Below are 11834 nucleotides of genomic sequence, written 5' to 3'. Positions count from 1 at the left end.
ATCTACTTACAATTAATGACACACACTAGCGTTCATCATCCCGTCAAGAAAACCCCACAAGAGTTTTGCTCCTTTTTTAGCGCCTTGCATGGCTTTCTCTTGCTCTTCTTCGCTTAAGTCTGCAATAAGATTTGCACATTCCTCAGAATGCCATTCATCAGCATGCATATGAACCGTAAAAAATTGAAGAGAACGCTCATCACTTATTGAATAGTGTTTTTTTAAACCTTCAATTTTAGACTTAGAAACCTCTGGAGTTTGACGTTCATAAGCATAAAGTGCACCCAAACCGGAAGCAAAGTCTGATCGTACAATATCAAAGTAACCATCAACTAACTCCTGTGTCTCTTTAATCTGTGCATCCTTATGGAGATCAGACCGTGTTACACCAAGCCCTTCAGCAAAACGTTTCCATAACTCTGGGTGATTTTCATCACCTTGTTCTTCTTCTATCAAATTACCAAGCAAAACCTGTCGCATTTTTAGATCTGGGCACAAAAAATGTATACCACTGATATAACGAGGAAACGCAGCAACGTGGTGATAATATTCTTTAGCATAGGTTTGTAAAGCTTGCAAGCTTAAGCTTCCTGTATTCCATGATTGGTAGAATGGATGATTTAGTAAGTGCAACTCATCTAACTTATTATTCAAAGATTTAGTAAATTCCATTATTTCCTCTATTATATCAACATATAATTCATATACTATAGTTTTCTCATTGTTACGATCATGCTAAGATCAACACAATGGTGGGATTGGTAGGACTCGAACCTACGACCAATTCGTTATGAGCGAACTGCTCTAACCGACTGAGCTACAATCCCTTTTATCAATATTTATAATACACACAAAAGCAAATTTGTCTATTAGCTTATTTCACTATCAACCCAACTTAGCAAATCATTTGTTGCACCAATTTTGCGTGCAATTTCCTTACCATCTTGAAATATGATTAAAGTGGGTATAGATTGCACTCCATACTTACTTGGCACTTCAGTCCCTTCATCTATGTCGAACTTGCAGATCTTAATCTTGCCTTTTCTGTCTTTAGCCAACTGTTCAATACGCGGCATTAGACTTTTACATGGCCCACACCATTCTGCCCAAAAGTCTATCAGAACAAACCCTTTATAGTCAGTGACTTCAGATTTGAAATTTTGATCATTTACTGATATAATGTCATCACTCATAAAATACCTAAACTTAGAACGATTGCTTGTAAAATATAGCGCATCAATCAACAGTTAATCAACTAAATTCTTCTGAAAAATTGCCCTAAAGTGTCTTGCACAAACAAAAAACTTCTCACAAATGGTTATATCTGATGATTAAAGATATCCACGTTTTCCCAACCCATTAAGTCTAACTCAATGCGAGTAGGAAGAAATTCAAAGCACTTTTGGGCCAATTCTTTTCTATTTTCACGTTCCAACATTAAATCTAGCTTTTCCTTTATCTTATGGAGATACAAAACATCAGATGCAGCATAATTTTTTTGTTTGTCTGTCAAATTTTCATTTCCCCAATCAGAAGATTGCTGCTGCTTATTTAATTTGGTATCAAGTAGTTCTAAGCACAATTCTTTTAAGCTATGATTATCTGTGTAAGTGCGAACTAAACGTGAAGCTATTTTTGTGCAATAGCACGGAAGTGCCCAAATTTCCAAGTAATAACGTATTATGCTTACATCAAATCGCGCGAAGTGAAATATTTTAGTTATATTTTTATCCTCTAATATTTTTCTCAAATTTGGCGCTGTGTAATCGTTCTTGAGTTGAACTAAGTGAACGTTGCCATCATTAAAAGAGAGCTGCACAAGGCATAATCTATCTCTGCTATGAAGTAGCCCCATTGCCTCGGTATCAACAGCTATAGAACTTATATCATCTGGTATTGAACTAGCTGGCAAGTCGTCTTTATATAAAAATATTCCCATAAAATTAATACATTTTTTGGCACAATTGAAAACCTATGATAATCAAAAATGAGCCTTAAGTATACGAAAAGATCATAGAAGGAACCACGCAAATTTATGGGCTCTCACATTTTTCGTGTACACGGGGTTTACAAATCGCTGTATATGCCTATAATTAAGTAAATTTAGGTTAATTTAATTGCGGGAGTAGCTCAGTTGGTAGAGCGCAACCTTGCCAAGGTTGAGGTCGAGGGTTCGAACCCCTTCTCCCGCTCTTTACTTTCAAAATCATTTCGTCAAAAATCCCTTGACATATTTCGCCAGCGCCCTTATTATGACAATAAGGGTATTTATGACTCAAAACTTGTTTTTGACCTGCAGGCTCAATGACAAAATTCAGTAAAAAACTTAGGGTATTTATTGGCGGATTACATAAAATTACAGCGGCTGCATGTCTTTTTTATTTTTTCTACATTCAGCCAAATCGCGCTTATTTTAAGCGTTAGCACATTATTACAGCGCCACTTACAGTAATATAGAGTCAAAACTCGCTACTCGGGGCTTCTTTTGCCTTTTTTTTCATTTGGTAAATTTCTTAATGTTTATAGCTCAAAGAGAGGTGTCATTCCAGCACTTGATGCTGGAATCCAGGAATTTTATCAAGTATAAAAGTTATGTTAAAATGCACCATTTATGGAAAACTAGATCCCAGTGTCTGGGCACTGGGATGACGAGAAAGGAGCACTGGAATGACATCATAGGGGCCGCTGGGATGACATCATAGGGGCGCTGGGATGACACCCTTTCCTAGATGGAGATAAATTACAATGTTTGTACAGTTATGGGATTGCGCAGTGGATGCAGTTTAACATAAAAAGCTTTGCTTTTTGAAATTTTGGGTTATACTTAGCTTAAGATATTCCAGTAGGAGGTTTATTGTGAATAGAAAGGAAGCTTTAAAAATATTAGGCTTTAGTCCAAGTGATAATCCAAGTGAATACGAAATTAGAAAAGCATATAGAAAATTAGCTCTTGAATATCATCCTGATAAACATTCAGGTGAGAGTAAGGATGTGCAAAAACAAAACGAGGAGAAATTTAAAGAATTAGGTGTTGCATATAACCTTTTCACTGGAAAAGATACGGAAGAAGTTACAAAACTGACTGATGAAAATTTAGATGAAATTAATTCTCCTGAAGATTTAAAGTTTTATCTATATGAGGCTATCTCAGAGGGAAATACAGCATTTCTGAAAAAACTTTTTTCCAAGTTCAAGAGCAGTAAAGATGGAAAATTTGGTGATTATATTAATGATAATATATATGCCTATCCAGCACTGATACTTGCTATAAAAGAAGGAGGGAACATTGAAATTATAAAGCTATTCTTGGAAAATGGTGCTAATTGTGACACGCAGGACAAACAAGGTTGTACTGCGTTACACAAGGCCTGTAATAAATGTTATAATGAAATCATAGAATTACTCCTGGAGCGTGGTGCTGACCCTAATAAAAGAGATCAAGAAGGTAAATCACCACTTCATTATGCTATTTATAGTTGTTGTGGCATTGCTCGTCATAAAGCTGTGGAATTACTTTTGGGTAAAGGCGCTCATCTTAATATGCAAGATAATCAAGGTAAGGCACCACTGCACTATTTGTGCAGTGGACATTTTTTCGGCGGTAGCGTTGAAATTGCGAAATTACTTCTAAAAAAAGGGGCCGATCCAGGTTGGCTTTGTTGCATCGTTACTTATGAAAGGCTAACTATAGCTAGGATTATAAGCAACCTATTGAAAATCTTGTTTTTTTGCAATCAATCTGATCAAATTTAAGAATAGTAATTTATTATTTATATTAATAAACTTAATTCTATTGAAAATAGCTAAAGCATTGAAATTCTTGAATTTTAGCCGGATTAGTGAGTGGTAGTGAAATTTCTTTTACTCAAATTTAGGTATTCACTGACCGTTCTTGTTATAAATACCAGAATAATAAGCTACTGATATTCTCCATCTTTTTTATCTTTAATCCATCATAGCTAGCGATGCAACAAAGCCATCCAGGTTTGAAGGATAAAGATGGCAAAAAACCAGTGGACTGTGTTGCTGGTGCTAGCAGTGATGCTGGAGAAATGTTTGGTGCTATTAATTATGAGAAAGCATTCTGGATTGGGTGTGCTACGCTATTAACTACAGCAGGTAGTATTGCCTTGATTTCTGGGGTTGCAGACGCGTACATAGGTAAAGTTTGGTGTTCTACTCTTGCAGTAGGTATGGCTGCTGTTGCATTATGTAGTGCGTGCTGTGCAATAAAAATTATGTTCTTTTCAAGACCCTCAACTGAGTTTACTGAAGCTAGGGCAGAGTTTCTTAATAGTCAATCACCAAATCCAGCAGGTGCAGCTTAATAATTATAGCTAAAGTAATCTAGGTTTACCGTCATTCCGCTACTTGTTAGCGGAATCTATGCTGGGATACCGCGAATGAATCGCGGTATGACGGTTAAGTAATTCGTCATCCCGCTACGTGTTAGCGGCTAAGAGATACCACGGCGGTATGACGTAGAATTGCTGTCATCCCGCTGCTTGTTAGCGGATGAAATACCGTGACAGTATGACGGTTCGCGGCGGTATGACGTAGGATTGCTGTCATTCCGCTACGTGTTAGCGGGATCTAGAGATACCGTGACGGTATGACGTAGGGGTTGCCGAGAACTTGTCATTCCAGTGCTTGACACTGGCATCCAGTTTTCTTTATAATTTCCTTTGTGAAAGAACAAAAGTGCTTATTTGTAACCATAGCTGGCTTACCAAATGCTGGGAAGTCTACATTAATTAACAGCATCATAGGCAAGAAAATTGCAATTGTTACACCCAAAGTGCAAACAACAAGGACGCAAATAAGGGGTATTGCAACATGCAACAACACACAAATTGTCTTTACTGACTCCCCAGGAATTTTCTCAGCAGAAACAAAACTTGAAAAAGCTTTAGTCAAATCTGCATGGTCAGCAATCAAGGGTGATGACATCACTTTGTTACTTGTTGATGTAAGCAATTATTTGAAAAATATAGAAAGAATTAAGACTATATTTACGTGGCTGCAGCGCACAAAAGGCAGATGCATTTTGGTTATCAATAAAACTGATTTGGTAAAAAGGCCAGAACTCAAGATGGCGCATGAGCATCTGAATTTGCTTTATAAATTTGAAAAAGTTTTTACGATATCAGCATTAAAGAATGATGGACTTTCTGATTTGATGAATTACTTGTCTGAAGTTGCACCGGTGAGCCCTTGGTTTTATGAAGAAGATCAAATAACCGATTCCTCGACAAATTTTTTATCAGCAGAAATTACGAGAGAAAAATTATTCTTGAACTTGCGTGAAGAATTGCCATACTCTACAGCTGTTATAACTGAACAATTTGAGGAAAAAAAAGATAAGAGTTTAGTCATCAAACAGATCATATTCGTGTTGAAAGATAGTCATAAAAAAATAGTGCTAGGGAAAGATGGCAGTAATATTAAAAAAATTAATATCGAAGCACGTGCTGAACTAGAAAAATTATTTGAGTGCAAGGTTCACCTCTTTTTGTTCGTAAAAGTGCGACCTTGGATCGACCGTCCTGAGGAGTATATAGGCAATGCTTAATTCTTTGTTAGTATTTGATATTGAAACTATACCAGATGTAAATTCCTGCAAAAATTTACTCAATATTAGTGATGATAGTAGTGTAGAAGAGAAAAGGGATGCATTAACAAAATACCACCTGGAAATAACAAACGGGCAAAACTCTTTTCTGCGTCAGCCCTTCCACCAAATTGTAGTTATCAGTTTTTTACTTTGCAATATAAGCCACCAGAGCGGTTATGAGGTGTTCACACTGCAAGAAATAAGATCTGGAGGCACACTAAATTCCAGTGAAAAGGAGCTAGTGAAAGGATTTTTTAACTACATATCAGAGAAAAAGCCAAGATTAGTTTCGTTCAACGGACGCACTTTTGATATACCAGTACTGAAGTATCGTGCTATGGTCCATGGCATTCAAGCAGAATACTTTCATAAAGCTGGTGATAAGTGGAATAGTTACAATCAGAGATATAGTAGTGATTGGCATTGTGACTTACTTGAAACCCTCTCTGATTTTGGAGCCTCTGCAAGAGTAAAAATGAACGAAGTTTGTGCAGCATTTAACCTTCCTGGCAAGATTGGAGTTGATGGGTCACAAGTTATGGGCTTATATGATAGCGGCAAGATACAAGAGATTCGAGATTATTGTGAAACAGATGTGATTAACACTTATTTGATTTACTTGAGGTTCATGCATCATCAGGGAAGGATTACTACTGAAAGCTACAACAAAAGCGTGGAAGAGCTGCTTTTAGAGTGCGAAAAAAAAGAACATCTAAAAAAATTTAAAGAGGAATGGTTGTGGTGGAAATTTTTATATTGAATTTAAATGAATAGATGTTATGGAGCAATCTAATAATTGCTCCATAGTAATAGTTATAAACTCCTTGCAGTAGACAAGTAATTCTCATATGCTATCTTGCTTTGCACAACTTCTGCTTGTTCAATCTGAGAAGAATTTTTATTTTTTACTTCTTCGAAAAAATTTGACCCACCAAAAATATAATTTACTGCATTGGCAGCGTAATATTGAGCATTACCTAAAACTGCAGAGTTAATTCGATTTAATATCCTAACAGGATAGTAAAAGAGAGATACGTTATTATTTGATCGAAAATCACTTTCATCCATCCTATAAACGGCCTCATGATAACCATCTATTCCATGCAAATAACTTACTAGACTAGAATATCTTTCTGGTGTCGATACTCTTAATTGTGCACCTACGTGAGCATAACCAAACGAACCAGGGCACAATGCTGGCACTGGATCTCGCTGATGGTGAGTGACCCTTATGGTTTTTTCCTGAAGAGCGTCATTATAAATTTCACTGGCAGTCAGGTCAAAAACCCTTGGATCAGCAAAAGTTGCAACATGAACATCTTCAGCGCCTTCTGTTTTGTTGAGGCATAAAGCAGCTATCTTAGCAATAGCTCCTCCCATACTGTGACCTGTGAGATTGATTTTAAAATCTTTGATTTCTGATCCTTGTTTTTCAGCATGAGATTTCAAAATGCCATAAAGATTAGGCCATGAATCTGTAAATGAATTATAAAAACCACGATGAATTCTTCCACCGTCAGGTAAAAGTTCTGAAGTAGTAAAAGATGCATTTAGATCAGTGATTGCATCATTTAAGCCACGAGTACCGTGGTAAGCTATTGTTATTTCTTCACCTTTTATGAAAACATACCCAGCATCTTCTTCGAAACTATTACCAAATGGAATGATTTTATAACCTTCGCTAAAAAGTTCAGCTCTAGTTTTATACATTTTTTTAAATTCAAAAATAATATCCTCAGAAGGATTAGTTTCTTTGTGCATTCTCCCATCTGCTTCAATAGCTATAAAATCTTCCTCACTTACATTTTTACAAGTTAATATATGATGTTTTTTTTCATCTAACTTGTCGTCACTATCACCATAGCTTATTTTACAGAAATTACTCATTTCCAATAATTTCTCTTTATCAAACCCTGCAATTTCTGCGATACTTTCATCTATCTGGTAAGCAGAAGGTAAAGAATGTGGTTCATTTGGGTCAGCAGGATTTATAAATTCATAATCTTCAATGATCTCAAACTCATCATCCACCTTATATTTGCCGTTATCTGCTAAGATGGAGCTTGATTGTTCAACATCACCTAATTGTGAATCTATACTACTTGCACTAGTACCTGTGGTGCTAAACCAATTGCGTAAAAAACTAAAATCCATAACTACCTCAATCTACTATCAGCTAAACAATTTATTTAACTATAATGTAGATTGATATTATTGTCAATAGTATTTTCTATAATCTTTCTATTGCTAGAATAAAAAAATTTTACTTCCATAGAATAAATAGTAGAGTTATAATGCACTAGCAAGCAAAAAATATTAACCTTTGTGCTAAATTTTGGTTAATATAAACGTTAGGCATATTAAAAAAGTTGTTTTTAAGGTGTTGCACTTTACTTTTGTTTTCGCTATAAGATTGCTTTAAGTTGAATTTTCAACATTTTTATATATTTACATTTAAGACAATGATTTCGAAATTTTTTGGGGGCACTTCATGAAAAAATCTATTTATACTAGAACTGCTCTAGTTTCTTTATTAACTTTATGTTCTTTCAGCAGTTTTGCAGCTGACTTTCCTGATGAGAGTATGAAGGAAATAAAAAAGCAAGAGAGCACAAAAACTTCTGGAAAAACAGAAGTTATGAAAACATCAAATAAAAAACTGAAAGAAAAGATGGACAGAATATGTAATGCTGATCCAAGAAAAAAAGCTGAAGAGCTTAAGAAAAAAGAGGAGCTAAGATTAGCAGCCGAGCAGAAGAAAAAAGAGGAGATCAGGCTAGCAAATGAGAAAAAAGCAAAGCTTATAGAGGATTCAAAAGCGAAAGCTCTAAATGCTAAGAATTCTAATATAGAAAAAGGTAAAGTTTCAAAAACTAAGGCTTCTAAAACTAAGAATGCTAAAATTAAAGCTAAAGATGTAAAGAAGGATGTAAAAGTTGTTAACAAAAATACAGAGGAAAAAGGTAAGGCAAGTCCTGTTGTTTCAGTTGGTGGAGTTGATATTATCGACACCAACCAAGGAAAAGATGGCTTAAGAATAACTTTTGGTGGTGTTGTTGATGCTCAAAGCTATGGCAAAGCAGGGCCAAGTGGTGAAGAGTATAAACGTTACAACGTTATGCCAAACAGATCTATAGAGTATTATACTGCCCCTCAGGATAAGATACAAGGAGCAAATCCCGTATTCCCTAGTGGAATAGGAAATATTGGTGATTACAGCAACGATATGGGTATGACTGCTGATGCGATATTACACCTCAGAGCAGAAAATAAAAATGAAGATTTAGGTCTTCTTTATGGTGCTGACGTGCAATTTCACGTCCCAGTTACAGAAGGCAAAGGGGCTTCACAGGGTGTTTACGCTGCAAGGAGCAGGAGTGCACATGTATTTTTAAATTCAAAACATGGTGATCTAAAGCTTGGTTATCAATTTGGTCCTGAGGCTCTGATGAGACTTGATGCAACAAGAATTGCAACTGTTGACGGAGCTGCAGATAGTGACTGGTTCAGAAAAGTGAACTTAGAAGGAAGCGCTGCGAGCTTTCCATTTTATGTAACACCACGTCTTTACACTGAAAGTTTTTCGAGTGAAAGTGAAAAATTCTCTTTCCGCATGGCAGGGAAATACAACAAAGATGTTATGACTACACTGCCATTTAGAGTTGCTTACTACTCACCAAATTATATGGGCGCAAGATTTGGTATCAGCTACTCACCTCGTTATGATAGTAGCTTGTTTACTGTAAAAGAAACAGTTCCTTTCAAGGATAGTACAGATAATGATAAAATAAAACATAAGGAAGAGATAAAACATGTCGGTCCAGACTATGAGCACATAATAAGTGCTGGTGCATCATATGAATATGACTTTGATAAATATAAGGTGAAAGTTAAAACTTCTGCAGTTGGTGAGTATGGTCAAGCGAAAAAACCAAGTAAAGATAAGCATCTTTATAAGGAATTTGTAGAGTACAATGACCTTATGGGTGTTAATTTGGGTGTAAGCGCTGATTATAAGATTAATGAGGATCAAGGCATAAAATTTGCTGCCTCTTTTGCATATCTGGGCAAATCTGGTCAACCAAAAGGTATTGAAATACTGACAAAAGATGCTAATAATAAAATTGAAAAATATGAACTGCTTCCTGATGCTAACAAAAGAATGGAAGGGCTGAAAGCTCAATTTGGTGAAGATAGTATGGACACCATGTATTGGACTGTAGGAGCTGGCTATCAATATGAGAATATCTACACAAGTTTGACGTACTTTGGTAGCAGAATGAATGATGGAGATATGCTTCACGATGGCGCACTTGGCATTCAATATGATCTATCTCCTGCATGCAGTAAGAGCAAATTTGTTCCTTACGCAGCTCTCCATTATTTTATGACTAACGAGAAACAAAACGCAAATCATAAGATTACAAAAGCAGGTAGTACCACAGAAGAGGCACCTTCTAACCAAGGAATTCTCCTTCTTACTGGTGTGAAGTTTTCTTTCTAACCAGCTAGTACACACCACAATTTAATGTGGTGTGTATCTTATTTGTTAGTGTTTATTTGTCAATCAAATAAACATATAGTGTCCTCTCTCCTGTCATCCCAGTGCGTGACACTGGGATCTAAGTTATATGCAAAATTATTACGTTTACATACTTGCAAGCAAGAATAATCGAACTTTATATACAGGTATAACATCAAATCTGATTAAACGAATCTGGGAACATAAGAGTAAAGTTATTTCTGGCTTTACATCAAAATACAATGTACATAAATTAGTTCATTTTGAAGAATTTCAAGATATAAATTCAGCTCTTAATAGAGAAAGACTGTTAAAAAGTTGGAAAAGAAAATGGAAGACTGATTTGATCGAAAAAGAAAATCCAAATTGGGTAGATTTATATGATAACATAGTCAGGTAAAATTAGATCCCAGTGTCACGCACTGGGATGACACCCTATGGTTACTGGAATGACACTCTATAGCTACTCAGATGACGGGAAAAGAACACACTGGCTTATCTACTAGCCGTATAGCTACTTTCAAATTCAATCAATTAAACAGGAGGCCCCTATGCAAACCACACTAAAAAATCATTTAGCTGGAGAATTACTTACCACTGCTACGTGCTGGAAATTAACGCTTGCAGGTGGAGAAGTAATGGGATTCACTGACTATGATGAAGATTTAAATATTAATAATATACTCTATAAATCTTCAAGTGGATTTACAGCCAGTAGTATAATATTAAACAGCGATTTAAAAACTGATAATCTAGAAATTGAAGGGATATTAAATAGTGGTGATATTAAAGAAGAAGATGTTTTATCAGGAAAGTACGACTTTGCAAATATTGAAATATTTCTTGTGAATTATAAAGACTTGACCCAGGGAACAATGAATCTACATTCAGGAACTTTTGGTAAAGTGACATTAAGTAGTGGAAGATTTATTGTTGAAATTAGAGGGCTCTCAGCAAAGCTTGAGAGAAGCATAGCAGAATTATACTCTCCTGCATGCAGAGCACAATTTTGCGATGATAAATGCAAAGCCGATACTAAAAAATTTAGTAAAATAAGTACAATCACTAAAGTAATAGACGAAAGAAGATTTGAAGACACGAATTTAGCTGAGAGTGATGAATATTATAAGCACGGAGTAGTAAAATTCTTTGGCTCAACAGCATTTGAAGGTGTAGTAAAAGAATATAAAAATAAAGTAGTTACGTTGTTTACTTCGCCTCCATACCAAATTTCTGCTGGGGATAAATATTCAATACTCGCAGGTTGCGATAAAACATTTCCAACTTGCAGAAGCAAGTTTAACAATACTGTAAATTTTCGTGGTGAACCCTATATACCAGGTTTTTATATTGTTTAGCAGCACAATTTTCAATATTATGAATATGCATGGAAAGGTGGCTGAGTGGTCTAAAGCACACGCTTGGAAAGCGTGCACATATGAAAATATGTCGGGGGTTCGAATCCCCCCTTTTCCGCATATTACTTCTAGAATGGTATAAAACCCTCGGTCGCGCGCGCAACTCTATTCCTATAGTGAGTAGCTCCCTCTTATCTCATTTATATCATATTTTTAACTTACCCAATAACATAAATTACTTTAGCTATGCTATAGCTAAAGTGACTTAGGTTTACCTACAATTTGAAAAACAACAAATTCGTCATTCCGCTACTAGTTAGCGGCTGAGATACCGCGAATG

At 35.8% G+C, this 11834-nt stretch carries 11 protein-coding genes, 3 tRNA genes and 1 pseudogene; 10 read left to right on the top strand and 5 right to left on the bottom strand.

Annotated elements, in window-relative coordinates; translation table 11 throughout:
- Nucleotides 1-12: 12 nt before the first annotated feature.
- The 4 genes from ABWU38_RS00480 to ABWU38_RS00465 form a co-directional block, all read right to left on the bottom strand.
- A complete protein-coding gene (locus tag ABWU38_RS00480) occupies nt 13-672 on the bottom strand; it encodes a CADD family putative folate metabolism protein (protein WP_253309584.1) in 660 nt (219 codons plus the stop codon).
- Between the two features lie 78 nt (nt 673-750).
- Nucleotides 751-827 (bottom strand) — tRNA-Ile (locus tag ABWU38_RS00475).
- A gap of 42 nt (nt 828-869) precedes the next feature.
- Complete coding sequence (gene trxA, locus ABWU38_RS00470) at nt 870-1193, bottom strand: thioredoxin (protein WP_253309585.1); 324 nt, start codon at nt 1191-1193, stop codon at nt 870-872.
- 125 nt (nt 1194-1318) lie between these two features.
- Nucleotides 1319-1939, bottom strand: a complete 621-nt coding sequence (locus tag ABWU38_RS00465) for a ribonuclease D (protein ID WP_264687899.1) — start codon at nt 1937-1939, stop codon at nt 1319-1321.
- 180 nt (nt 1940-2119) lie between these two features.
- Between ABWU38_RS00465 and ABWU38_RS00460 the strand changes: the two genes are divergently transcribed.
- From ABWU38_RS00460 to ABWU38_RS00435, 6 genes and pseudogenes are all read left to right on the top strand, one after another.
- Nucleotides 2120-2192: transfer RNA gene (locus ABWU38_RS00460), tRNA-Gly, on the top strand.
- A gap of 324 nt (nt 2193-2516) precedes the next feature.
- Nucleotides 2517-2702 carry a hypothetical protein gene (locus ABWU38_RS00455; protein WP_265017467.1) on the top strand — a complete coding sequence of 62 codons (186 nt, stop codon included), beginning with the start codon at nt 2517-2519 and terminating at the stop codon, nt 2700-2702.
- 154 nt (nt 2703-2856) lie between these two features.
- On the top strand, nt 2857-3753 hold the full coding sequence (locus tag ABWU38_RS00450; RefSeq protein ID WP_353272291.1) for an ankyrin repeat domain-containing protein: 897 nt from the start codon (nt 2857-2859) through the stop codon (nt 3751-3753).
- A gap of 212 nt (nt 3754-3965) precedes the next feature.
- Entirely contained in the window at nt 3966-4328 is a 363-nt protein-coding gene (locus tag ABWU38_RS00445) for a hypothetical protein (protein WP_353272290.1), read from the top strand.
- A 359-nt stretch (nt 4329-4687) separates the two neighbouring features.
- Entirely contained in the window at nt 4688-5572 is an 885-nt protein-coding gene (era, locus tag ABWU38_RS00440) for a GTPase Era (RefSeq protein WP_353272289.1), read from the top strand.
- A pseudogene (locus ABWU38_RS00435) lies at nt 5565-6384 on the top strand (3'-5' exonuclease). The gene era and the pseudogene ABWU38_RS00435 overlap by 8 nt, the downstream one beginning before the upstream one ends.
- Nucleotides 6385-6427: 43 nt before the next feature.
- Here the strand turns inward: ABWU38_RS00435 and ABWU38_RS00430 are convergent.
- Nucleotides 6428-7768, bottom strand: coding sequence for a lipase family protein (locus ABWU38_RS00430; RefSeq protein ID WP_265016682.1), 1341 nt, complete (start codon nt 7766-7768; stop codon nt 6428-6430).
- Nucleotides 7769-8105: 337 nt separating this feature from the next.
- Here ABWU38_RS00430 and ABWU38_RS00425 point away from each other — a divergent pair, with 337 nt between their 5' ends.
- From ABWU38_RS00425 to ABWU38_RS00410, 4 genes are all read left to right on the top strand, one after another.
- Nucleotides 8106-10118 carry a porin gene (locus ABWU38_RS00425; protein ID WP_353272288.1) on the top strand — a complete coding sequence of 671 codons (2013 nt, stop codon included), beginning with the start codon at nt 8106-8108 and terminating at the stop codon, nt 10116-10118.
- A 127-nt stretch (nt 10119-10245) separates the two neighbouring features.
- Nucleotides 10246-10536 carry a GIY-YIG nuclease family protein gene (locus ABWU38_RS00420; RefSeq protein WP_253309591.1) on the top strand — a complete coding sequence of 97 codons (291 nt, stop codon included), beginning with the start codon at nt 10246-10248 and terminating at the stop codon, nt 10534-10536.
- A gap of 151 nt (nt 10537-10687) precedes the next feature.
- Nucleotides 10688-11494, top strand: coding sequence for a DUF2163 domain-containing protein (locus ABWU38_RS00415; protein WP_264687893.1), 807 nt, complete (start codon nt 10688-10690; stop codon nt 11492-11494).
- Nucleotides 11495-11525: 31 nt separating this feature from the next.
- Nucleotides 11526-11612 (top strand) — tRNA-Ser (locus ABWU38_RS00410).
- Nucleotides 11613-11834: the final 222 nt, after the last annotated feature.

This window comes from Wolbachia endosymbiont (group A) of Urophora cardui (assembly GCF_964028435.1).
GTDB lineage: Bacteria > Pseudomonadota > Alphaproteobacteria > Rickettsiales > Anaplasmataceae > Wolbachia.
This window is presented reverse-complemented; position numbering and strand designations above follow the sequence as displayed.

What these genes read in the sequence shown, in the direction of transcription:
- ABWU38_RS00480 (WP_253309584.1), bottom strand. Translation starts at nt 672, where the DNA reads ATGGAATTTACTAAATCTTTGAATAATAAGTTAGATGAGTTGCACTTA.
- trxA (WP_253309585.1), bottom strand. Translation starts at nt 1,193, where the DNA reads ATGAGTGATGACATTATATCAGTAAATGATCAAAATTTCAAATCTGAA.
- ABWU38_RS00465 (WP_264687899.1), bottom strand. Translation starts at nt 1,939, where the DNA reads ATGGGAATATTTTTATATAAAGACGACTTGCCAGCTAGTTCAATACCA.
- ABWU38_RS00455 (WP_265017467.1), top strand. Translation starts at nt 2,517, where the DNA reads ATGTTTATAGCTCAAAGAGAGGTGTCATTCCAGCACTTGATGCTGGAA.
- ABWU38_RS00445 (WP_353272290.1), top strand. Translation starts at nt 3,966, where the DNA reads ATGCAACAAAGCCATCCAGGTTTGAAGGATAAAGATGGCAAAAAACCA.
- ABWU38_RS00430 (WP_265016682.1), bottom strand. Translation starts at nt 7,768, where the DNA reads ATGGATTTTAGTTTTTTACGCAATTGGTTTAGCACCACAGGTACTAGT.
- ABWU38_RS00425 (WP_353272288.1), top strand. Translation starts at nt 8,106, where the DNA reads ATGAAAAAATCTATTTATACTAGAACTGCTCTAGTTTCTTTATTAACT.
- ABWU38_RS00420 (WP_253309591.1), top strand. Translation starts at nt 10,246, where the DNA reads ATGCAAAATTATTACGTTTACATACTTGCAAGCAAGAATAATCGAACT.
- ABWU38_RS00415 (WP_264687893.1), top strand. Translation starts at nt 10,688, where the DNA reads ATGCAAACCACACTAAAAAATCATTTAGCTGGAGAATTACTTACCACT.